General features: G+C 66.9%; 20 protein-coding genes. 8 read left to right on the top strand and 12 right to left on the bottom strand.

Annotated elements, in window-relative coordinates; all coding sequences use genetic code 11:
• Window positions 1-11 precede the first annotated feature (11 nt).
• On the top strand, window positions 12-944 hold the full coding sequence (locus FS507_RS08215) for a LysR family transcriptional regulator (RefSeq protein ID WP_260853236.1): 933 nt from the start codon (window positions 12-14) through the stop codon (window positions 942-944).
• Here the strand turns inward: FS507_RS08215 and FS507_RS08220 are convergent.
• The 6 genes from FS507_RS08220 to trmB form a co-directional block, all read right to left on the bottom strand.
• Complete coding sequence (locus FS507_RS08220) at window positions 919-1,341, bottom strand: DUF3054 domain-containing protein (RefSeq protein WP_186314611.1); 423 nt, start codon at window positions 1,339-1,341, stop codon at window positions 919-921. The two genes, FS507_RS08215 and FS507_RS08220, sit on opposite strands and share 26 nt — an antisense overlap.
• Before the next feature lie 125 nt (window positions 1,342-1,466).
• A complete protein-coding gene (locus FS507_RS08225) occupies window positions 1,467-2,363 on the bottom strand; it encodes an arginase family protein (RefSeq protein WP_145942306.1) in 897 nt (298 codons plus the stop codon).
• Window positions 2,364-2,390: 27 nt separating this feature from the next.
• Entirely contained in the window at window positions 2,391-3,671 is a 1,281-nt protein-coding gene (locus FS507_RS08230) for a lysylphosphatidylglycerol synthase transmembrane domain-containing protein (protein ID WP_145942307.1), read from the bottom strand.
• A gap of 8 nt (window positions 3,672-3,679) precedes the next feature.
• On the bottom strand, window positions 3,680-6,094 hold the full coding sequence (locus FS507_RS08235; protein ID WP_145942308.1) for an MMPL family transporter: 2,415 nt from the start codon (window positions 6,092-6,094) through the stop codon (window positions 3,680-3,682).
• 15 nt (window positions 6,095-6,109) lie between these two features.
• The gene (locus FS507_RS08240) at window positions 6,110-6,802 is read right to left on the bottom strand and encodes an NYN domain-containing protein (protein ID WP_145942309.1); all 693 of its coding nucleotides are present in this window, start codon (window positions 6,800-6,802) and stop codon (window positions 6,110-6,112) included.
• On the bottom strand, window positions 6,799-7,584 hold the full coding sequence (gene trmB / locus FS507_RS08245) for a tRNA (guanosine(46)-N7)-methyltransferase TrmB (RefSeq protein WP_145942310.1): 786 nt from the start codon (window positions 7,582-7,584) through the stop codon (window positions 6,799-6,801). Before trmB ends, FS507_RS08240 begins: the two co-directional genes overlap by 4 nt.
• Window positions 7,585-7,632: 48 nt before the next feature.
• Between trmB and FS507_RS08250 the strand changes: the two genes are divergently transcribed.
• The 4 genes from FS507_RS08250 (at window position 7,633) to FS507_RS08265 (ending at window position 12,182) form a co-directional block, all read left to right on the top strand.
• A complete protein-coding gene (locus FS507_RS08250; protein ID WP_145942311.1) occupies window positions 7,633-8,577 on the top strand; it encodes a hypothetical protein in 945 nt (314 codons plus the stop codon).
• Window positions 8,574-9,098, top strand: a complete 525-nt coding sequence (locus FS507_RS17580; protein ID WP_186314612.1) for a DUF6802 family protein — start codon at window positions 8,574-8,576, stop codon at window positions 9,096-9,098. The genes FS507_RS08250 and FS507_RS17580 overlap by 4 nt, the downstream gene beginning before the upstream one ends.
• Window positions 9,099-9,166: 68 nt before the next feature.
• Entirely contained in the window at window positions 9,167-10,999 is a 1,833-nt protein-coding gene (locus tag FS507_RS08260) for a phosphoenolpyruvate carboxykinase (GTP) (protein WP_145942312.1), read from the top strand.
• A gap of 31 nt (window positions 11,000-11,030) precedes the next feature.
• Window positions 11,031-12,182: a glycerate kinase gene (locus FS507_RS08265; RefSeq protein WP_145942313.1), complete on the top strand. Its 1,152-nt coding sequence runs from the start codon at window positions 11,031-11,033 to the stop codon at window positions 12,180-12,182.
• Here FS507_RS08265 and FS507_RS08270 read toward each other — a convergent pair.
• The gene (locus tag FS507_RS08270; RefSeq protein WP_145942314.1) at window positions 12,166-12,402 is read right to left on the bottom strand and encodes a hypothetical protein; all 237 of its coding nucleotides are present in this window, start codon (window positions 12,400-12,402) and stop codon (window positions 12,166-12,168) included. The two genes, FS507_RS08265 and FS507_RS08270, sit on opposite strands and share 17 nt — an antisense overlap.
• A gap of 158 nt (window positions 12,403-12,560) precedes the next feature.
• Between FS507_RS08270 and budA the strand changes: the two genes are divergently transcribed.
• The gene (gene budA / locus FS507_RS08275; protein ID WP_145942315.1) at window positions 12,561-13,292 is read left to right on the top strand and encodes an acetolactate decarboxylase; all 732 of its coding nucleotides are present in this window, start codon (window positions 12,561-12,563) and stop codon (window positions 13,290-13,292) included.
• 3 nt (window positions 13,293-13,295) lie between these two features.
• On the opposite strand, the gene FS507_RS08280 is transcribed toward budA, so the two are convergent.
• On the bottom strand, window positions 13,296-14,897 hold the full coding sequence (locus tag FS507_RS08280) for an alpha/beta hydrolase (protein ID WP_145942316.1): 1,602 nt from the start codon (window positions 14,895-14,897) through the stop codon (window positions 13,296-13,298).
• A 294-nt stretch (window positions 14,898-15,191) separates the two neighbouring features.
• On the opposite strand from FS507_RS08280, the gene FS507_RS08285 reads away from it, so the two are divergent.
• Both FS507_RS08285 and FS507_RS08290 read left to right on the top strand, forming a co-directional pair.
• Window positions 15,192-16,649, top strand: a complete 1,458-nt coding sequence (locus FS507_RS08285) for a YeeE/YedE thiosulfate transporter family protein (protein WP_145942317.1) — start codon at window positions 15,192-15,194, stop codon at window positions 16,647-16,649.
• 137 nt (window positions 16,650-16,786) lie between these two features.
• Complete coding sequence (locus FS507_RS08290; RefSeq protein ID WP_260853250.1) at window positions 16,787-17,746, top strand: YihY/virulence factor BrkB family protein; 960 nt, start codon at window positions 16,787-16,789, stop codon at window positions 17,744-17,746.
• 15 nt (window positions 17,747-17,761) lie between these two features.
• Here the strand turns inward: FS507_RS08290 and FS507_RS08295 are convergent, their stop codons facing one another.
• From FS507_RS08295 to FS507_RS08310, 4 genes are all read right to left on the bottom strand, one after another.
• Entirely contained in the window at window positions 17,762-18,418 is a 657-nt protein-coding gene (locus FS507_RS08295) for a DedA family protein (protein ID WP_145942319.1), read from the bottom strand.
• A gap of 188 nt (window positions 18,419-18,606) precedes the next feature.
• Complete coding sequence (locus FS507_RS08300; protein ID WP_145942320.1) at window positions 18,607-20,898, bottom strand: 3-hydroxyacyl-CoA dehydrogenase NAD-binding domain-containing protein; 2,292 nt, start codon at window positions 20,896-20,898, stop codon at window positions 18,607-18,609.
• A gap of 39 nt (window positions 20,899-20,937) precedes the next feature.
• Entirely contained in the window at window positions 20,938-22,164 is a 1,227-nt protein-coding gene (locus tag FS507_RS08305; RefSeq protein WP_145942321.1) for an acetyl-CoA C-acetyltransferase, read from the bottom strand.
• Between the two features lie 145 nt (window positions 22,165-22,309).
• Entirely contained in the window at window positions 22,310-23,158 is an 849-nt protein-coding gene (locus FS507_RS08310) for a class I SAM-dependent methyltransferase (RefSeq protein WP_145942322.1), read from the bottom strand.
• Window positions 23,159-23,165: the final 7 nt, after the last annotated feature.

Here is a 23,165-nt window from a genome sequence, read left to right on the forward strand (position 1 = left end):
TCAGTGCATAAATGGAGGAGAGGAGTGAGGCCATGGCCGCGCCGGTGGATCTCGACTGGTTCCTGGATCTCGTGGAGACCGGGAACATGGTGGACACGGCGTTGGCGACGGGGGTGAGCCAGTCGACGCTGTCACGGAGGCTTGCCGCGCTTGAACGCGGGGTGGGTGCCGAGCTCTTCGACCGTCACGGACGTCACCTCGTCCTCAACCGGCGGGGAGAGGTGCTTGCGGCGTCGGCCCGGGCCGCAACCGCGACCTGGCGTGCCGGCGTGGAGGAGGTGCGGCGTCTGGTTGACCCGGAGCGTGGCACCGTCCGTCTCGGCTTCATGCACTCGCTGGGGACGTGGTTGGTGCCCGATCTGCTCCGCGAGTTCCGCACCCACCGGCCGACGGTGGATTTCGAGCTGGTGCAGGGGGCTGCACTCGACCTGGTGGACCAGGTGACGGCGGGCACGGTCGACCTGGCGATCGTCGGCCCGTGTCCGTCCAGCCAGGTCGCCGCCGGTCAGGTCGGCTGGGAGGAACTGGCGGAGCAACGGCTCGGCCTTGCGGTGCCGTCCGGACACCGGTGGGCGGGACGGGAGACGATCGACCTCGCCGATGCAGCGGAGGAGCCGTTCGTGGCCATGCTGGAGGGCTACGGGACGAGGCTCCTGCTCGACACGCTGGCCGCCGACAGCGGCTTCCGCCCCCGACTGGTCTTCGAGTCCATGGAGCTGACCACGGTGGCGGGCCTGGTCACCGCCGGTCTCGGCGTCGCGCTCCTCCCGTTGGGTGACCCGAACCTGCAGATGGAGGGGATGTCCGTCATCCCCCTCGACACGGACCGGGTGCGCGAACTCGGCATCGTCTGGGCAACGCCCACAGCCCAGCCAGGGGCGGAACTGGTCTCGCCGGTCGCCGGATTCCTCGAGTTCGTCAGGACGTGGGCTGTCGCCGGGTGACGAAGGAGGCGACGGCGCGCCAGCCGATCAGCAGGATCCCCAGGAAGATCAGTGACGTCAGGACGAAACCCCACGCCACCGAGACGGTCACGATACTGCGTACCACGATGCCGATGAACCAGGTGACTATCAGGATCCCCAGCCCGGTGCCCGGTGCCGGACGGACGACCCCGGTCATCAGGAGAGCCCAGGCGACCGCCAACCCGAGGAGGAAGGGCCACGCCGTCCCCAGCCACCCCAGGACGCTGAAGCCGTCGGTGCTGTGGAAGAGTTTGCCCAGCAGCGCGAAAAGCAGGACGGCGATGGCATCGATGGCCAGGGCCATCGTCGTTGCGGTACCGGCGGTGGCGGAGAGCGGACCGGTGTGCCCGGTCGTCGCATCGGGGGAGTTCGTCATGACGCCCATTCTAGGTCGTCTCTAGGTCGTCGTCGCGGCATGGCGCTGCCGCTCCGGAATCCGTCCTCCCGGGCCCCGGGCCACGTGGCGTATCCCGACGACGGTTGGCGGCTCCGGGGGCTGGTTCAGCGCCCGATCAGGGGCAGTGGATCGAGCATCTCCACGGCCGCCAGCAGGCTGCGGGGGATGAACTCGGCAGCCGTGAGTCCGACGACGTCAACGACCGACGACACGTCGGCGACGATCCGTTGCACCTGCGCCCGGGACAGCCCACCCGGTACGGCACCGAGGCCGAGCACGATGTCGTCACTGTCCACCACGTCGACGTCGAGGTGGACCGCCACCTTCGAGCACCCTGTCGCGCGCAACCACTCGAGCAGAGGCGTGGATGATTCGCGCAGGTCATCTGGGGTGAACGTCTGCAGCCCCCACTCGGCGACGTGCGCATAGGCGTCTTCTGTCCAGTCGTGCAGGCCCGTCAGCGCGATACGCGACGGGTCCACGGTGGAGGGGAGCAGCGCGCCGATCTCGGGGGCACCGTGGCCGGTCAGGTGGCTCACCGCCATTGCGTGGTAGCCGTCGTAGTCGGTGTCAGGCGTGTCGACATCTGGGTGCGCGTCGATCCACACGACGGCGAGATCGTCGCCGTACTTCTCCGCGAGTGAGGAAAATGGTGCGACGCTGACCGAACACTCCCCACCGAGCGTGAGGATACGGTCGGGGCGGTGCCGACGGATGAGCTCAAGGGCGGACGACAGTGACCGGGTGACGGCGTGACGCGACTCGATGCCGTCGGTCGTCTCCTCATCGTCGACGACAGGTGTCGGAACAACCTCGGTCGGGCCGGTGTGGGCGGGGAGGAAAGCGTCGAGCGCCCTGGCACCGACGGCGTAGCCTTTCCTCGCCGTCGCGTAGTCGATCTCGGGGACGAGCTGCGCGACATTCTCCCGCGTGGCTCCGTGGAACTGGGGCCAGACGAGCCTGAGGGTGGTGGCGGTGGTAGCAGCATTCTGTTCAGCCATGCCGTCAATTCTCACATCCGACGATGCTCAGTCGGTCCCCGGCTCCGGGTCGTCGAGACGCTGGGGCCGTATCCTGCGGTCTCTACGCTCGTTACTGTCCTGACGGTCTGGATGACGGGGAAGGCGGTCAAGGGCATCGTCGTCTGGAGCTTTGCCGTGCCGGTGTTTCCTCGCTGCGGCGCCACCGGTGATCTGCCGGACGGTCAGCCCCCTGCCGGAGCCCTGCCGGGAGGTATCCGACGTCTCGGCATCCTCGGCGCTGTCCTCCTCCTCCGGACGGACGAACGTCCAGAGGAACACCAGCCAACCGACCAGGGTCAACAGGGCGAAACTGATCATGCGGAAGACGATCACCGCGGCCACCGCCTGGCCGGAACCCAGTCCTGCGGTGCCCACCAGCATGGTGGTGAGTGTGATGTCGACCGAGCCGAGACCACCCGGGGTGATGGGTACCTGGCCGATCAACTTAGCCATGATGAAAGCGAGGACGGCTCCGGCGACGCTGGGCTCTGCACCGATGGCGAGGATGCAGAGGAAGAGACAGATGATCTCGAGCACCCAGTTGAGCAGCGAGACCGAGACAGCGTAGCCGAGCCATTTCGGTGAAATATCCACCGCACGGAGCTGGTCGGAGAAGTTGCGGATCTGGTCGTGGAACCGGTCCAGCGGCTTCTTCCGCTTCCGGTTGAACCAGGTCATGGCCGACAGCAGGCCGGCCTGTACCTTGTCCGGGTGACGGGCGACCCAGTTCGCCGCCAGGGTCAGGGCGATGAGGGCGATGAGGGAGGCCGTCAGGGAGAAGACGTGCACATTCGCCTGGAGGAAGAACACGGCCCCGAATCCGAGGATCGCCATGCTCGCCCCGGACAGCGCCCCGGAGATCACCAGGTACCAGCTGGCGATCACGCCGGTGGCGCCCCACTTCATCTGCTCGCGGAAGATCATCGCCGCGGAGATCGCGGGACCACCGGGGAACGTGGACGACCAGGCGTTGGCAGACAGGCCCAGGGCATTGGCGCTGGTGCGTTTCACCGGGACCCCGGCAGGACGTAACAGGGCCACCATCACCTCGGCCTGCGCCACCATGGACAGGCTCATCGCCGCCACAGCGGCGAGGATGTACCAGTTGTTGGCCTGCAGCATCGCCGCCCACCCCTCTTCGAGGAAGTGGTAGTGGTCGCGGGCCAGGAAGATGATGGCACCCAGCAGCATGAGCGTGAGCAGCGCCCGGACGCGTGGATCCTTCAGCCAGTGGAGGATCATGCGCCACCGGCGTCGCAGGGGGCTGGTCGTGTGCTCTGCTGCCATGGTGTCCGTCAGCGCTCCCGGTTCCCGGGACGCTGCTCCTCCTGCAGGCGACGCATGAGCTCGCTGAAGGGGATCGCCTCGTCCGAGGTCGAGTGTGCGCCGTAGGAGTCGGCGTCGTCGGCGTCGTCGGCGCTGTCATCGACGGCGTGGGCCTCAGGGATGGGCGAGCGTGAGATCACCGCACCGCCGGAGCGGGGGACGTCCGCCGCTGACTCGGGGGCGGCGCCGAGGGTGACCGGTTCAACGGGAGCAGTGGCGGGGGGCGGATCGCTGTCGTGGCTGAACCCCTCGAGGCGTTCGTTGTGGCCGATCCGTTTCGACAGTGCGGTGACCCACTTCGGAGCCCACCAGCAGTCCTCGCGCAACAGGTACATCACGGCCGGGACGAGCAGCATGCGGATCACCGTGGCATCGATGACCAGTGCGGCGATCATGCCGAAGGCGATGTACTTCATCATCACGATGTCGGAGAACGCGAACGCCCCGGCGACGACGATCATGATCAACGCCGCCGCAGTGATGATGCCGCCGGTCGTGGCGGTGCCGAACCTGATGGCCCGCGGTGTCGAGGCGCCGTGCGCCCGGGCCTCGACCATCCTGGACACCAGGAACACCTCGTAGTCCGTCGACAGCCCGTAGATGATCGCCACGATGAGGACCAGCACCGGACTCATCAACGGGCCCGGTGAGAAGTTGAACAGGTCCGCGCCCACGCCGTCGACGAACAGCGCCGTCAGGATGCCGAGGGTGGCACCGGTGCCGAGGATGTTCATGATCACCGCCTTGGCGGGCAGGATCACCGAACCGAACACCAGGGACAGCAGGATGAACGTGGCGGCGATGATGTACACCAGCATCCAGGGCAGTTTGTCGAAGAGCGCCTCGATCGACTCGACCTCCATCGCGGGGGTCCCGGCGACAAGGACCTCGCCGTCGGCGGTGAGACCGTGGCCGATGTCGCGGAGTTCGTTGACGATCCGGTCGTTGTCGTCCCGGTCGCCGATACCTGCCGACAGGACGGTCACGCCGTCCTGCGTCGGACGCGTGACCTGGAAGGTGCCGGTCAGGCCCTCCACGGCGTTGGCCTTCTGGAAGACCTCGCCCACCGCGGAGTTGTCGCCTTCGATCACCAGCTTCACCGGATCGGTACGGAACTCCGGGAAGTTCTCGTCGAAGTGGGACTGGGCGACGCGTGTGGTGTTGTCCGGCGGCAGGTAGGTCTCGTTGATGCCGCCGAACTTCACCCCGCTGAGCGGGATGGTCAGCAGGATCAGCAGGGCGACGATCCCCACGGTCATCAGCTTCGCGTGCTTCATCGCGAAGGCCGGGATCCTGCCCCACCAGGACTGCACGGTCGCCTCACGGGTCCGTCCGCGGTGGATGATCGTCCATTTGTCGATCCGGTGACCCAGCATCGAGAAGATGCTCGGCAGCACCGCCACACTGATCAGGGCGGCGAGCCCGACCGCTGAGATCGCACCGTAGGCCACCGACTTCAGGAAGGCCTGCGGGAACATCAGCAGGCTCGACAGTGCCACCGCCACCATCAGCGCAGAGAACACCACCGTCTTGCCTGCCGAAGCGGTGGTGTTGCGCACCGCGGTCCGGGTGTCGTTGCCCTCGGCGAGTTCCTCGCGGAACCGCGAGACCATGAACAGGCCGTAGTCGATCGCCAAACCGAGGCCCAGCAGCGTCACCACCGACTGCGAGAACGTGTTGACCTGGGTGATCCCGGCCAGGATCGACAGGATCCCCATCGACCCGAGGATCGAGAGGACGCCGACGATCAACGGCATACAGGCAGCGACGACGCTACCGAAGATGACCAGCAGGAGCAGCGCGACGACCGGGAGGCCGATCAGTTCGGCGCGCTGGATGTCGTCGCCCATGCCCGAATCCAGCGCACCGGCGACGGCGGTGGCACCGCCGATCTCGACCGTCGCGCCGTCGACGCTGATGTTGTTCAGGTCGTCCTCGATGTCCCGGAAGTTCTTGAGGACCTCATCCTCGGTGCCGTGCAGGCTGATCGCGGCGAAGGCGGAGGAACCGTCCTCGGCGAGCATCTGCTGCGGGCCGTTGTCGAAGTAGCTCGTCATCCCGGCGACGGCGTCCTGGTGTCCGACCGCGATCGCGTTGAGCTGGCTGGTGACGTTCTCCTGCAGCGCCGGGTCGGTCAGGTCGGTGTCAGCGTCGTCACCGGTGACCAGGACGATCACATCGCCGGAGGCGTCGCGACCGAAGGTCTCCTGCTCGATCTGCGCGGCGCGGGTGGACTCACTTCCCGGATCATCCCAGCCCTCCTGGCTCATCCGGTCGTCCAGCTGGGTGCCGATGCCCAGGTAGAGCACACCGATCAGCACGATGATGACGGCGGGGATGATCCGACGGAAGCGGAAGGCGATGTCTCCCCATGTCGTGAACACTTAAGAAGGCTCCTTTCAGCGAACCAGCGCGGAGAGAGGCCGGTACGGCTGGAGCCATGCACCGTCGTCCGGCAGGGAGTCGAGGTTGACCCGCGGCAGGGGCGCGCGGAAGACCCCGGGAATGTCCTCGAGGTCGAGGAAGTCCAGGGTCTCATGTTCGACGGCCCAGTGCGCGTGCTCGTGGAAGCCGAGGACGGTCACCGGGATCTCTTCGGCGAGCTCCTCGAGGAGTTCGCGGAAGTTCTGCCCGTCAGCGCTGGCGACCACCAGGCCGTCGAGCACGCCTTCGTCGCGTCGGCGCCGGATATGGTCGAGCATGTCCGGGTCGACGTCGGAGTCCTCGGTCAGTTTCGGCTTCGCGAAGACGGCGAAGCCGACGTTGCGCAGCGCGTCGACCCAGCCACGGATCTGTTCGGCCGACCCGGGTGCGACGTTGGTGAACACCGTCGCCTCCGGCGCCGGTGTCGTGCCGGCGTGTGCGGCGTCACCGGCCGCACCCGCGACGTCGATCAGCCAGCGCCCCACCGCGTCGAACCGGGGACGGTGCACGGCGTCCGGGCGTCCCCCCAGCAGGGAGCCCAGACCCATGTCGATGTTCGGCGCATCCCAGACCAGCAGGTACACCGGACTCTGCTCCGGCTGCCCGCTGTAGGACAGGGATTCGTTACTCACTGTGTGCGCTGTGCTCGCTGTGTTCGAGCCGCTCATCGTCGTCTCCAGAGGTACTCGCGGATGGTGTGGTCCTTGTCCAGTCCCTTGCCCTCGAACTTCGTGATGATCTGGCGGTCGGTCAGGACCGGGACGGTACGGTTGCGTTCCGTCTCGTCCTCCGGCCAGCCGAGGTACTCCAGATCGGGTTCCGCCTCGACGAGCTCGTCGATCCACCCGGCGTAGTCGGCGTGGTCGGTGGCGACGTGAAGGATCCCGCCGGGACGCAGGCGCGAGGCGATGAGGTGCAGCGTACCTGTCTGGATGATCCGACGCTTGTGATGTCGGGCCTTCGGCCACGGGTCGGGGAAGTAGATCCGCACCCCGGCCAGGCTGCCCGGGGCGAAGAGCCGCTGCAGAACCTCGACACCGTCCCCCTTGACCATGCGGACGTTCCCGATACCGCCACGCACCACGGCCCCGAGGAGTTTCGCCAGCCCCGGACGGTAGATCTCCACGGCGACCACATTCGTGTCCTCCTCCAACGGTGCCATGGCCGCGGTCGATGTGCCTGTGCCGGACCCGACCTCGACGATGGTGTCGTGGCCGGTGCGGCCGAACCAGTCGTCCAGGTCGACCGGGTCGGTGAGGTCGTCGGTGAGTTCGATGCCCAACGACGGCCAGTTGTCCTCCCAGAGGGTCTCCTGGTTGTCGGTGAGGGTGCCGCGCCGGAAACTGAAGCTACCCAGTCGCGGATAGTCGCGTCCGTCGTTAAACTCGGTCTGCAGGGGGCGGCCGCGGCCACCCGAACGCGGTGCTGGGGGATTATCGGGAATAGACATCCCTCACATTGTGGCAGAACACAGCGGTACAGGGAACTAGGGGGAAGTGTGACGGTCATTTCTGTGATCGGCCCGGACGCGCGGGCCGTCGAGCAGGTTACGGCAGGTGTCAGGACAGCCGCAGGACGGCCGGGGCATCCGGGACGACGGTTCACCGCCGGTGCCGGGCACGGGGAGGCTGACGGCGTCGTCGCCGTGGTCACCTCGCCGGTGGTCACGGCGGAGGACATGGAGGTCGTCCGTGCGGTGCGGGACGCGATGGGTGTGGTGGTCGTGTACACGGGGGACGGGACGGACCTCGCTGACGAGGCCGGTGTGGTGCACTGCGCGTGGGGCGGTGACGGACCCGCCGGCCCGTCGTCGTTGGCCGGGCTGGTCGATGTCATCGACGGGATGTGGGTGGACATGGACCGGTGGGAGGCGGATGCCCGACGTGCCGACGCCGACCGGCTCGACCGGGTACGTATCGCCGTGCGTCTCGCGGCCGACCGCATCGCCACCGACCTGCTGGATGAGGACCGGGCAGATGTCAGCGGGGCTGGTGGGGCCGACGAGCTGGACAGGCTGTTCCGTGCCCGGCTGAGCGTCGCCGTCCTGCAGCAGGGCGTGGAGATGCCGCATCTCGCGGAGGTCGGTGCCGGAGAGGCGGAGGAGGGGTCGACTGTGCCGACTGTGCCGACTGTGCCGGGAGCACCCCGGGAAACGATGTCCCGGGTGGTGACGGGAGTCGCCGCGGTCGGTGCCGGTCTCGCCGCGTCCGCGGCTGCACTGCGCGTGACCGACTCCGTGGTGATCGGGATGACGGTCGGGCTGGTGGTCATGGTGACGACGGCGACTGCGCGGTGGTGGACGGGACGTGTGGCGCGGCGGGAGCAGGACCGGGCACGGCTGACGGCCACGCTCCGTCGACGCTGGGCGGCGACGGTGACCGACGTCATCGCGCGTATCGACGTTCCGACGGTGGCGGGACGACTGCCCGGAGGTGCGTCATGACCGGGTGGGACGATATCGGCCTGCCCGGGGCTGCCGGGGTGGACCCGGTGATGATCGGCGCAGAGGGACCGGGTACGACCGGCTCGGGGCTGCTCCTGGACCTCGGGGACGAGACGTTCGGGCTGCCGGGGTCCTGTGTCCTGCCGGGGGAGGAGTCGGTCACCCTGGCTGACGAGACCGGGATGACCATCTGCGCTGACACGGACGGGGACGGACGTGTCGACACCCTGTCGGTGGTGACGTTCGACGGTGGGTGGTCCTCGTGGCGTCGCCAGGACTGTATGGACGGCTCGGCGACGGTAACGGAGATGGACACAGATGTGTCTTCCGTCACAGCGGAAGGCCCGGGTACTGGGGAGTGTATGCTCGACGGAGGGTCGGCCGAACAGGGTGAACACGCCGGTGAACTGGGGCGACAAGCCCACGGCACGCACGACGTCCCCCCGTCTACCCCCGGAAACGGACGTGGATCGTGGGACGCGCGCGGGTGGGAATGTGTGGACAGGGGGAACTGGGGTTAGTCTTGTGAGACGCAGAAGACCTCATCACTCTCAGAACAGTTCTGAAACACATCTCGTCAGGAGTTTTCATGACCATCCCCGGGCTCGTCGGCCAGCCACCCACCCAGCACGAGGGCCTCCTCGCCTGGATTACCGAGGCAGTCGAACTTTTTCAGCCGGAGAACGTGGTCTTCGTCGACGGATCCCGGGAAGAGTGGGACCGTCTGACCGGTGAGCTCGTCGAGGCAGGCACGCTGACCAAGCTCAACGAGGAGAAGCGTCCGAACAGCTTCCTCGCCCGCTCGAATCCGTCGGACGTCGCCCGTGTCGAGTCCCGGACCTTCATCTGCTCCGAGAAGCAGGAAGGTGCGGGCCCCACCAACAACTGGGCGCCGCCGGCGGCGATGAAGGAGGAGATGACCGAGCACTTCGCCGGCTCGATGCGGGGGCGAACCATGTACGTCGTGCCGTTCTGCATGGGACCCATCAGCGACCCGGAGCCGAAGCTGGGTGTGCAGCTCACCGACTCCGCCTACGTCGTGCTCTCCATGGGCGTGATGACCCGCATGGGCCAGGAGGCCCTCGACAAGCTCGGCACGGACGGCGCCTTCGTCCGGTGCCTGCACTCCGTCGGTGCACCCCTGGCACCCGGCGAACAGGACGTGCCCTGGCCCTGCAACGACACCAAGTACATCACCCAGTTCCCGGACACCAAGGAGATCTGGTCCTTCGGTTCCGGTTACGGCGGAAACGCCATCCTCGCCAAGAAGTGCTACGCCCTGCGTATCGCCTCGGTCATGGCCAAGGAAGAGGGCTGGCTCGCCGAGCACATGCTGATCCTCAAGCTGACCAGCCCGGAAGGCAAGGACTACCACATCCTCGGCGCGTTCCCGTCCGCCTGCGGCAAGACCAACCTGGCGATGATCACCCCCACCATCCCGGGTTGGAAGGCGCAGGTCGTCGGGGACGACATCGCCTGGCTGAAGTTCGGCGAGGACGGCCACCTCTACGCCGTGAACCCGGAGAACGGCTTCTTCGGCGTCGCGCCGGGCACCAGCTACGGCTCCAACCCGATCGCCATGGAGACCATGGAGGCCGGGAACACCCTGTTCACCAACGTCGCGCTCACCGACGACGGAGACGTCTGGTGGGAGGGTATCGGTGGAGACACCCCCGAGCACCTCATCGACTGGAAGGGCAACGACTGGACGCCCGACTCCGACGGGAAGGCCGCACACCCGAACTCCCGCTACTGTGTGCCGCTGGCCCAGTGCCCGGTCGCCGCACCGGAGTTCGACGACTGGAAGGGCGTCAAGGTCGACGCCATCCTGTTCGGCGGTCGTCGCGCGGACACCGTGCCGCTGGTCTCCCAGACCTACGACTGGGAGCACGCCACCATGGTCGGCGCGCTGATGGCCTCGGGTCAGACCGCGGCCCAGGAAGGTGCCGTCGGCACCCTGCGCCACGACCCGATGGCGATGCTGCCCTTCATCGGCTACAACGCCGGAGAGTACCTGCAGCACTGGATCGACATGGGCAAGCGCGGCGGCGACAAGATGCCGGACGTCTTCCTGGTCAACTGGTTCCGACGCGGCGATGACGGTCGTTTCCTGTGGCCAGGGTTCGGTGAGAACAGCCGTGTGCTCAAGTGGATCGTGGAGCGCATCGAGGGCAAGGTCGGTGCCGACGAGACCGTGGTCGGGCACACCGCCCGCTACGAAGACCTGGACCTGGACGGTGTCACCGAGCCGGAGGAGGACATCCGTACCGCGCTGACCGCACCGCCGGAGCAGTGGGCCAGCGACATCGAGGACAACGACGAGTACCTCACCTTCCTCGGCCCCAAGGTGCCCGAGGAGGTCTGGGAGCAGTTCCGCGCCCTGAAGCAGCGCGTCACCGAGGCCAAGGCCGCCAGCGCGTAAGAACAGCCTGGGCCCACTGCGGGGGACACCGATGCCGACCGTCTTGATCTGTTGCGACAAGTTCAAGGGGTCGGCATCGTCGCGTGCAGTGGCGGCTGCCCTCGGGCGGGGGCTGGAGTCCTCGGGCTGCTCCGTGGCCGCTCTCCCATTGGCCGACGGTGGTGACGGTACGCTCGAGGTCTTTGACGACCTGGGCTACCACCGCAGGGCTGTCGTGGTCCATGGTGCTGACGGGGAGCGGGTGGCGGCGGAGTACGCCTTGGAGAGCGCTTCCGTCGACGGCGGACGGACGGCGGTGATCGAGATCGCGCGCGCCTGCGGACTGGACATGGTCTCGTCGGGAGGGACGCCGCCCGGCCCGCAGGAGGCCCGTCAGGCAGGTTCCTGGGGTGTCGGTGAGCTCATCCGCGCCGCGCTCGACGAGGGCGTCGGACGGATCATCCTCGGACTCGGCGGGAGCGCCACCACGGACGCGGGGTTCGGCATGGCGCAGGCCCTGGGTGTGGTCTTCCTTGATTCCGCCGGGGCACCTGTCACCCGGATCGGGGATCTCGCTGACGTCGCTGCCGTCGATCTCGACAGGTTGGACCACAGGTTGTCGGAGTTGGAGGTCGTTGTCGCTTCCGACGTCCAGAATCCGTTGTGCGGCCTGGACGGTGCCGCGGTCGTCTACGGCCCCCAGAAAGGTCTGGCACCGGAGGACATTGATGAGGTGGACAGCGCCATCCGGGGATTTGCTGCGGTGGCCGAGGATGCGCTCGGTACCTCAGGGGTGGCAGCACAGCCCGGTGCGGGGGCGGCAGGTGGTCTCGGATTCATGGCGCTAGGGCTACTGGGCGCGCAGATGCGCTCCGGTGTCGGTCTTGTTCTGGAGGAGACCGGCTTTTCCGGTGCACTCGGCACCGCTGACCTGGTCATTACCGGGGAGGGCCGGTTGGACGCACAGACGCTCAGCGGGAAGGGCCCGGCCGGAGTCGCTGAACGCGCACAGGAGAGCGACGTCCCCGTCGCCGCTGTCTGCGGGCAGAATCAGCTTGATGCTGGCCAGGCCAGCGCCCTGTTCGCCTCCGTACACGGCCTCGCGGACTACGAGCCGGACGTGGAGAAGTGTTTCCGTGATCCGCTGCCGATCCTGGAGCGCATCGGATTCGAGATCGGGGCAGGGCTCACACGCGGTCCCTGACTCCTGTGGCTCCCGTCCCCTCCCGGGAACAGTTCGCGCAGCAGTAGGTCTCGTCGCCCACGTGGACTCCGTGCCCGAGCACCCGGCACCCGCAGTGGGCGCAGGTCGGGGCCATCGCGTGTACGGCGCACTCGAAGCTGTCGAATACTCCGCTGCGGTCGCCCTGGGTGATGGTCAGCGGATTGTCGTAGTCGTTACCGCAGACGTCGCAGGTGCTCATGGTGAAACACCTCCATTCGGACGTGCATTGCCACCGTCAGTGTCGTGTGACATGACGTGTCTCCTTTCCCGTAGGGGATGTGGGATGCGCTACCCTACGCGGGACGCAGGTATGTGGCTACCCTTCCGGGTGCGGGAAATACGATTATCCTGGGCGGCATGACTGACCGTCCTGTCACACGCCACACCATCTTCCAGAACTCCCTGATGACCGCTCTGCTGGACGGCATCTACGACGGTGAGATGACCGTCGGGGAACTGCTCGGCAAAGGGAACTTCGGGCTGGGCACCTTCGACGCTCTCGACGGTGAGATGGTGATCATCGACGGCACCTGCTACCAGCTGCGGCACGACGGCAGCGCGGTGCGTGCCGACCTGGAGGCGAGGAGCCCGTACGCGGTGGCGACGAATTTCGTGCCGCGGATCCGCCGCCGTGCCCCGGAGAATATCCGGCGCTCCGAACTGTCCGACTTCATCGACGAGATGACCCCGTCGGCGAACTACATGTATGCCGTGCGTATCACCGGACGGTTCAGTGATGTGACCACCCGCACCGTCGTCCGGCAGTCGAAGCCGTACCCGCCGATGACCGAGGCGGTGGGGGACGACGCCGAACAGCATTTCACCGATGTGTCCGGGGTGATCGCGGGGTTCCGCACGCCGGTGTTCGAGAAGGGGATCTCGGTGCCGGGATGCCATGTGCACTTCATCGACGACGGTCGCACCGTGGGCGGGCACGTGCTGGACTTCACGCTCGCCGAGGGCAAGATCGAGCTGTGCCCGGGGACGGACCTCGACCTCCGCCTACCACTGACGTCGACGTTTTCTTCGGCGAATCTCGACCCTGAAGATCTGGACGACCAGTTGCACGCCACCGAGGTCAAGGGCTGAGGATCAGCCCACCGGTCGCGACGGAGCGGCGGTGACGTCGGTGGTTCCGGTGCGCAGGTAGTCCACGACGGTGTCGTCCACAATCGTGTTGCCCACACCGACCTGGGCGTGACCCGGCCCGTCCACGGTGATGACGTGGCTGTTCATCGCCTCCGCCATCGGGCGGTGGGTGCGGTAGAGGGTCTGCGGATCACCGGTTCCCTGGATCTGCAGCGGCCGGACGTCCAGGGCACCACCGTTGACGTCCACGATCGGAGCGTTCGGCTCGATGCCTGCACAGTTGATTCCTGCCGCGGCAGTGTCACCGGGGAGGGAGAACACGTCCTGTTCGACGAAGTTGTTCCACAGTGCCCCGGGGATTCTCAGGGGGTCAGCGTCAACCTGGTTCTCGTTGCAGATGACCATCGACTGCATGGCCTGGGTCGCCATCACCTGGTTCAGCGCTTCTGGGTCAGCGTCGGCCTGGGCTTCAATCTGTTCCTCAAGGGAAGGGAGCTGTGTGGTGCCGTTGATGATCTCCGCCAGCTCGCCCCAGAACTGCGGCTGTGGCAGTACCTGGTGCGTAGCCACCAGGGTCGTTGATGCAGCTTGAATAGCGCCGGGCGTGCTGACCATGCGGAAGAGGTTCTCCAGCTTTGCCTGCGGTTGGCCCGTCGCGGTGAGGATGTCCGCCGCGGGCTGGCCGGCCCACTGCAGCCCTTCGGGCAGATCACCGATCTGGGCTGGTGGCGGGACGACCGTCGGATTCGTTCCGGATTCCTCCACGATCACCCGCGACCATGCCTGGTACACCTCCAGAGGCGTCTCACCGAGTCCGTAGGTGTCGTTGTTCTCCGCGGTCCATTCCAGGAAGTCGTGGAGTGCACCGGTGTAGCCGCCGGTCTGATCATCGAGCGTGCCTGTCCAGGTTCTGTTCTGGTCCGACCCGGAATCGAGGACGAGTTTGTCGGTGCGCTCCGGGAACAAGGTCGCGTAGGCGGATCCGAGATGAGTCCCGTAGCTCACCCCCGTGACAGAGACGGTGTCCTCGCCGAGGGCGGCACGGACGTCCTCGAGATCGTGTGCAATTTCCGAGGTGTTGATCGAATCGGTGTAGCCGGGCGTACCGATCTCGCAGGCATCCTGGAAATAACCCGCCGCCTCCGTGAGGTTCGCGCGCAACGGGTCCCAGCCGGTCGGTTCGTGGTCACAGTCCAGGGGCGTGGAGCCGACGAGGCCGCGTGGTTGGATGGCAACCATGTCCCACTCGTTCTTCATGTCCTGCGGCCACTGGAGCAGGTGGTCTTGAGCTCCAATGTGGCTATACGCATCGTCTCCGGGTCCACCGGGGACGGCGAACAGCGTTCCCCTGCGTGCGTCAGGGTCGCTGGCAGGGACGCGGACGAAGCCGACGGAGATCTGTTCGCCGTCCGGTTCGGCGTGGTACATCGGGACGTCGATGCGTCCGCATTCCGCGGTGTCCACAGTGACCTGGTCGGGACAGGTTTCCCAGGTGATGTCGCTGGAGGAGGCGGGTTGTGGGATACCGTCTTCCCCGACGGTCCCGGCCGTCGCGGCAGGTAGTCCACCGGCAGCGACGACGATAGCGGCCAGGATGGCGGGCATAGACGTGCGAGCACACAATGGTACGGATTCTCCTGAAACGTCGTGGGAGGATTCTGAGTAAAATGTATATGACGGATCAGACGGGATGAAGTACGGGGTCCGGCCAATCAGTGCAAGCGTGCCGGATTCCGGCTTCCGCCGGCAGCGCGGCGTCGTTTCCGGCACGCCCCCACTGATCCGGCCGGACAGCGTGCCGCCATGAACGGACCCCTTGTCCGGTGCCGCCGTCCGGTGTAGGGTCCACAGGCACAAACAGACCGATCTGTCCATAAGCAGATCTCACGGGAGGACCTCATGCTCATCACCGGACTGGCCGTCGGCGCCGTCCTCGGCTTCGTCATGCAACGCGGCCGTTTCTGCGTCACCGGCTTTCTGCGTGACATCTTCACCCAGCGGACCTGGCGTGGTGTGACTGCGCTCCTGGTCGTCATCGCCGTCCACGCTGTCGGCCTCACTGCGCTGACGAGTACCGGAGTGATCGATCCGGACGTCAGTGATTTCGCGCCCGCAGCCGTGGTCATCGGCGGCTTCGTCTTCGGTCTCGGCATCGTCCTGGCCGGCGGATGCGCGTCCGGTACGTGGTACCGCTCCGGCGAGGGCCTGGTCGGTTCGTGGATCGCCCTGGCGATGTACGCACTGTCCTCGGCGGCGATGAACTACGGCCCGCTGTCCGGTATGAACGAGTGGCTCGGCGGGTACACCGTCGAGGCCACGACCGTCCCGGAGACGCTGGGTGTCACCCCATGGATCTTCGTGGTCCTCATTGTCGTGGTCACGGCACTGATGGTCCGGCACTACGTCTCACGCGATCGCTCGGTACCGAAGCCGACCACCCTCGCCCCGAAGAAGACCGGTATCGCGCACCTGCTCACCGAGAAGCCGTGGCACTTCTACGTCACCGCGGCGATCGTCGGTGTCATCGGTGTGATCGCCTGGCCGCTGTCCGCGGCAACCGGCCGCAACTCCGGGCTCGGTATCACGACTCCGTCGGCGGATCTGGCGTCCTGGCTGACCACCGCGAATCCGGCGAACTGGAACTGGGGTGTGCTGCTGGTGCTCGGCATCCTCGTCGGCTCCTACATCGCGGCCAAGGCCTCCGGTGAGTTCCGCGTGCGTGTGCCGGACGGTCGGCAGGCGGTCCGTTCGGTTGTCGGCGGTGTGATGATGGGCGTCGGTGCCGTCTGGGCCGGCGGATGCACCGTGGGCAACGGCATGGTCCAGACGTCGCTGTTCAGCTACCAGGGGTGGGTGGCGATCGTGGCGATCGCCCTCGGTGTCGGCGCAGCGGCCAAGATCTGGCTGAAGCCGGACCAGCCCTACAACCCGCAGGACGACGGCCCGTCCGGGCGGGCCGACGACGACCTCGCGCCCGTCGCGCCCGCCGCACCCACAGAGCCCGGAGCCGCAGGAACCGCCGGGACGTCGGGCAGTGCCGTGCTCACCGCACCGACGCTGACGGCGTCCGCGCTGGGGGTCGTCGGATCCACGACCCGGGACAAGGGAAATCTCACTGACCTGGGCAACGGTCGGTGGAAGATGGACACCCTGGGTGCTGTGTGCCCCTTCCCGCTGATTGAGGCGAAGGACGCGATCAAGCGCATCGACGTCGGCGAGGAGCTGGTCATCGAATTCGACTGCACCCAGGCGACGGACGCGCTGCCGCGCTGGGCGGCGACGGACGGTCACGAGGTGACGCAGTTCGAGACAGCCGGGGACGCCGGTTGGGTGATCGCGGTGAAGCGCGGCGCATAGTTGTGCCCGCGGGCCCGAGTGTGGCCCCTGGTTACCTCTGGTGAACGAGGTTTCGCTAGCCTGTCGTTATCGACGTTTCAGCACATTCCTCGCCACCGGCCTGGCGGTACATCCCCGGTCGGTCCTTCCGGCGATTCCTGTTGTGCGGATGTATCGACCTCGCGGGGAGCCTGACGTTCCGGACGTTGCTTGCCCTTTTCCCGGCACTCATCGCCCTGGTGTCGATCCTCGGGTTGTTCGGGCAGAGTGAAGAATCGGTCGTGTCCATGCTCAACGAGGCAGAGGACATCGTCCCGGAGACCGCGTGGGGAGCAGTGGAACCGGTTCTGTCGGAGATCCTGAATACCCCGTCCGCGGGCCTGGGGCTTGTCCTCGGTCTGGTGACGACCTTGTGGACCGCGTCCGGATACGTCAAGACCTTCGGCCGGGCGATGAACAGCATCTACGACACCACCGAGGGGCGGGGGCTGATCAAGTACAACCTCCAGATGTACCTGCTCACCGCATTCCTGCTGGTGCTGATCGCCCTCGGAATCGTCGCGTTCAGTATCTCCGGGCCGATCGCCGAGATGATCGGCTCCGCGGTCGGGCTCGAGGAGACGACGCTGCGGATCTGGGGGGTCGCCCGCTGGATCGTGATCGCCGTGGTGGTGATCCTGCTGGTCGGGCTGTTGTACCGGACGACGCCGAATATCCGGGTCCGCGGCATGCGTTGGGTCAGTGCCGGTGCCGTGCTGGCGATCGGGGGAGCGGTCCTGGCGTCACTGGTCTTCTTCTTCTACGTGGCCAACTTCGGCAACTACAACGCCACCTACGGCACCCTCGCAGGCGTCGTGATCCTGATGCTGTGGTTGTTCATCGTCAACATCGTGCTGTTGTTCGGGGCGGTGGTCGACAGCGAGGTGGAACGGGTGCGGCAACTGAAGGCGGGGATGCCTGCGGAGGAGAGTCTGCAGCTTGAGGCCCGCGACACCGTGGCCATAGAGAAGGCGGAGGACCAGCTGGCACGCGACGTGGAACGTGCGCGGACGGTCAGGGAAGCTGCCGGGACTGCGGAACCGGCCGACACCGCAGGAAACCCTCGGCCGGAGGGATAGCCTGCGGCTCCCTTCTCACAGAGCCGTCCGGTGTGTGTTCTCCGTCCGCTTCCTGGCCGCTTTACGTCGCCTGTCGCGGACAACCAGAAAGACCACGAAGGCCACGACCGCCAGGGCCAGCGCGACGTACACCCAGCTGGAGTAGCGGTCGATCACGTCTGACACCGTCTTCCAGTTCTCACCCAGGGCGACACCCAGCCAGATCAGCACGCCGTTCCAGACCCCGGAACCGACGAGAGTGAGCACCGAGAACTTCAGCAGCCCCGTACGGTGGACCCCGGCGGGAATCGAGACCAGGCTCCGCACACCCGGAACCACGCGACCGATGAGGATCGAGGCCTCCCCGTACTTGCCGAACCAGTGCAGTGCCTTGTCCACGTCCTCGCCCTCGGTGAGCCACATCCTGTCCGCGATGGCGCGCAGACGCTCCGCGCCGACCACCGCCCCCAGCCAGTAGAGCAGCCACGCCCCCAACATCGACCCGGTTGTCGCGCCGATGAATGCCGCCCACACGTTGAGCTCGCCCTGCGTGGAGCTGAACCCGGCCAGAGGGAGGACGAACTCACTGGGGATCGGCGGAAACACGGTCTCGATGAGGATCGCGAGGCCGACACCCAGGGCGCCGAGGGTGTCCATGAGGGAGACAACCCAGTCGACGAGAGAATCAAACACGCGGGTCCTCCGGAACGGTCAGACGGAAACAGGCCATAGTTACGGTAAATATAGCGACCGTAACTGGCAGGGCACTGGCAGACGCCTGGGAACGTCGGAGAACGTCGGAGAACGTCGGAGAACGTCGGAGAACGCAGAACGACGGTTACTGGAGGACAGTAACCGTCGTGGTCGGCAGCCGGGCGAGACTAGCCCTTCAGGGAGTCCAACGGGGCGAACCGGTCGCCGTAGGCGGCCGCGAGCTCCTCGGCACGGGCGACGAACCCGGCGACACCACTGGTCGGGTAGTCGTCACCGGCGTCGGCCGGCAGTGCGGCAGCGGCCGGACGAGCGTAGTTGGTGATGAACTGGCGGGATCCACCGGTCCACGCCGGGTAGCCGATGCCCAGGATCGAGCCGATGTTGGCGTCGGCGTCCGAGGTCAACACATTCTCGTCGATGCAACGCTGTGTCTCGAGGGCCTCGATAAACAGCATGCGCTCGATGAGGTCGTTGAGTGTCGGGGCACCGTCAGCGGAACCTCCGGTGGAGTTCAGATCAGCGCCGGCAGTGGCTGCTTCACCGTCGGGGACGGTGACCGGGGTGATGCCCAGCTTGTCGCGGACCTCGCCGCGCAGGCCGGACCACAGGCCGGCACGACGGCCGTTCTCGTCGTACTCGTAGAAACCCTTGCCCTCGAGCTTGCCGGGACGGTCGAACTCGTCCAGCATCGCGTCGACCAGCGCATTGACGCCGCCGTCGTCGACGGTGACGCCGGCCGCCTCGGCGGCCGCCTTGTTCTCTTCGCCGATCTTTCGGGCCAGTTTCAGGTTCAGCTCGTCCTGCAGCTGCAGCTGTGGGGCAGGGTAGCCGGCCTGGCGTCCGGCCGCTTCGATCACGGCGGGGTCGACGCCCTCGACGAGCATGCGCATCGCCTCGTTGAGCACCGTGCCGATCACCCGGGAGGTGAAGAAGCCGCGGGAGTCGTTGACCACGATCGGGGTCTTGCGGATCTGGCGGGCGAAGTCCAGGGCCTTGGCGAGGGTCGCCGGGTCGGTCTTCTCGCCGGAGATGATCTCGATCAGGGGCATCTTGTCCACGGGGGAGAAGAAGTGCAGGCCGATGAAATCGGCGGCGCGGTCGACGCCCTCGGCCAGCCCGGTGATCGGCAGGGTGGAGGTGTTCGAGCCGAGAACCGCGGTGGACGGCACGGCGGCCTCGATCTCGGCGAAGACCTTGTGCTTGAGCTCGGTGTTCTCGAAGACGGCCTCGATCACCAGGTCGACGTCAGAGAGATCCGCGTAGTCGGCGGTCGGGGTGATGCGTTCCAGCAGAGCGGCGGACTTCTCCTCGGTGGTCTTGCCACGCTTGAGGGCCTTGGCCTCGAGGCCCTCGGAGTAGGCCTTGCCCTTCTGGGCGTTCTCCTCGGAGATGTCCTTGAGGACGACCTCGATGCCGGCCTTGGCGGCGACGTAGGCGATGCCGGCGCCCATCATGCCGGCACCGATGACACCGACCTTCTTGAAGGTCGTGGCGGGGTACGGGGTGCCGTCCTCCTGCACGGGACGGGAGCCGCCGCCGTTGCAGTGGTTCAGGTCGAAGAAGAAGGCCTGCATCATGTTCTTGGACGTGGGGCCGGTGACCAGCGAGACGAACCAGCGTGTCTCCACGGCGGTGGCGTCTTCGAGTCGCTTGAGCTGCGCACCCTCCACGGCGGCGGACAGGATCGCCTGCGGGGCGGGCATCGGTGCGCCCTTGATCTGCTTGGTGACGTTGGCGGGGAAGCTCGGCAGCATCGCGGCCAGCGCCGGGGTGGTCGGCGTGCCGCCGGGCATGCGGTACCCCTTGCGGTCCCAGGGCTGGGAGGCTTCCGGTCCCGAGGCGATCCAGGCCTTGGCCGCGTCGATGAGCTGGTCGGCGGGGACGATCTCGTCGATCAGCCCGGTGTCCTTGGCTGCCTCGGCGCTGAACTGGCGGCCGGTGGTCAGCACCTTCATCAGGGCGTCCTGGATGCCGAGCATGCGGGTGACCCGTGCCACGCCGCCGCCACCGGGCAGCAGGCCCAGGGTGACCTCGGGGAGGCCGAACTTGGCACCCTTGGTGTCCGCGGCGATGCGGTGGTGGGTGGCCAGCGCGATCTCGAGCCCACCGCCGAGGGCGGTGCCGTTCAGGGCGGCGACGACCGGGACGCCGAGCGTCTCGATGGTGCGCATGTCGGCCTTCATCTTGTCGATCTGCTTCTGCAGGGCAGGGGCGTCGGCCGGGGTGGACTTGATCATGGACTTGATGTCGCCACCGGCGAAGAAGGTCTTCTTCGCACTGGTGATCACGACGCCCTTGACCTCGCCTGACTCGACGCTCGCCTGCAACTTGCCGGCGGTCTCGCTGACGGAGTCGCGGAAGGCGTCGTTCATGGTGTTGACGGACGAGCTGGGGTCGTCGATGGTGAGGGTGACCACGCCGTTGCCGTCGGTCTCCCAGGCGATGATGTTGTCGCTCATGAGGTGTATCTCCTAGAGAAAATCGGTGTTCAGCAGTGGTTAGACGCGCTCGATGATGGTGGCCACACCCATGCCCGCGGCGACGCAGAGGGTGATCAGGGCATAGCGTCCGCCGGTGCGGTGCAGCTCGTCGACGGCGGTGCCGGTGATCATCGCACCGGTGGCACCCAGCGGGTGGCCCATGGCGATGGCGCCACCGTTGATGTTGAGCTTCTCGTCCGGGATGTTCAGGTCGCGCTGGGCACGCAGGACGACGGAGGAGAAGGCCTCGTTGATCTCCCAGACGTCGATGTCGTCGGCGGTCAGGCCGGCCTGCTCCAGGGCGGCGCGAGCTGCCGGCGCGGGGGCGGTGAGCATGATCGTGGGCTCGACACCGGTGGTCACCGCAGCGACGACGCGTGCCCGCGGAGTGAGGTCGTTCTTCTTGCCGGCGGCCTCGGAACCGATCATCAGCAGGGACGCACCGTCGACGATGCCGGAGGAGTTACCGCCGTGGTGCACGTGGTTGATGGTCTCGAGCTGCGGGTACTTCGTCAGGGCCACGGCGTCGAAACCACCCTGCTCGCCGATCGCGGCGAAGGCGGGACGCAGACCGGCGAGCTTCTCCGGTGTCGTCCCGGGACGGATGGTCTCGTCGCGGTCCAGCACGGTCACGCCGTTGCGGTCCTTGACCGGCACGACGGAGTTGGCGAACCGGTTCTCATCCCAGGCCTTCGCGGCACGCTCGTGGGAGCGGGAGGCGTAGGCGTCGAGCTCCTCACGGCCGACGCCGTCGAGCGTGGCGATCAGGTCGGCGGAGATGCCCTGCGGGATGAAGTCGTTGGCGAAGGAGGTCTCCGGGTCCATGGCCAGGGCGCCGCCGTCGGAGCCCATGGGAACACGGGACATCGACTCCACACCACCGGCGAGGACGAGGTCCTCCCAGCCGGAACGGACCTTCATCGCACCCAGGTTCAGGGCGGTCAGGCCGGAGGCGCAGTAACGGTTGATCTGCACACCGGTCGCCGAGTAGGGCAGACCCGCGTTCAGTGCCGCGGTCCGGGCGATGTCCATGCCCTGGTCGCCGAGCGGGGTGACCACGCCGGAGATGACGTCGCCGACCGCTGCCGGGTCGAGGCCCGAGTTACGGTCGAGGATCTCGGTGATAAGCCCACTGAGCAGGTCAACGGGTTTGACGGTGTGGAGGCTGCCGCCGGGCTTGCCTTTACCGCGCGGGGTTCGTACGGCTTCGTAGATGAAAGCCTCGGGGATGCTGTTGTTTGTCATGACGGTCCTCACTTGCCTCACTTGTTGGTGCGACGACATCGGTGTGCAACATGTGTCGCCGATCACTCTATCCCCATATGTGGTTGCATGCGGCATTCGGGCGAGGTTCGGGGGTGCCGTTTTCCTGCGGTTTTGTGTCGTGAAGCTACACGGTGACCTGTTTCCGCAACACCAGAACCAGGTTCGAGACCGCCAGTTCCCGCACTCCCGGGACGTTGACCATCCACCATGCCCACCACGGGTGGTAGCGGGGGAAGGCGGCGAGGAACTCGGCGTCCTCCGTGCGTTGTCCGGACGCGGCGTCCTGCGCATAGCGCAGTCCGTCGGCACAGGAGACGTTGAACAGGCTCTCGCCCCAGCGGTTCTTGGGCGGATGGCCGTTCTTCCTCTCATACCGGCGCGCCGCGTACTCCCCGCCCACGTAGTGCTGCCACAGGCCGGTCTCATGCCCACCGAAGGGTCCCAGCCAGCAGGTGTAGGAGAAGATCATCAGCCCGCCAGGTCGGGTGACACGCAGCATCTCGTCGGCCATCCGCCACGGGTCGGAGACGTGCTCGGCGACATTGGAGGAGTAGGTGATGTCGAAGGCCCCGTCGGCGAACGGAAGGTCCATGCCGGACCCACGCACGGAGGACTGCAGACGGATCCCGGCGGCAGCCATCTCGCCGACATCCGGCTCGCAGGTGACGTAGTCACCGGTCGCGACCCCTGCCGCGGCGAACGCCCGGCCGAAGTAGCCGGGGCCGCCGCCGACGTCGAGGATGCGGCGTCCGGCGAGCGCCTTCCCGGTCGCGCCGTCCTGAAGGTCGCGGATCAATCGGACCGTGTCCTCGGCGAGGCGCCCGTAGAAACGGTCTGGGTCACTCTGTTCGAAGCGGAAGTCGCTGAGCAGTTCGAGTGAACGGCGCAGCGTCGCGCGTCGACGGAGGGGCCGGAGGACAGATGATCTGGCTGAGCTTAGCGATGTGGTGGCGCAGGAGGGGACCGCGAACATGTCGCCA

This window comes from Corynebacterium glyciniphilum AJ 3170 (assembly GCF_007673095.1).
Taxonomy (GTDB): Bacteria; Actinomycetota; Actinomycetes; order Mycobacteriales; family Mycobacteriaceae; genus Corynebacterium.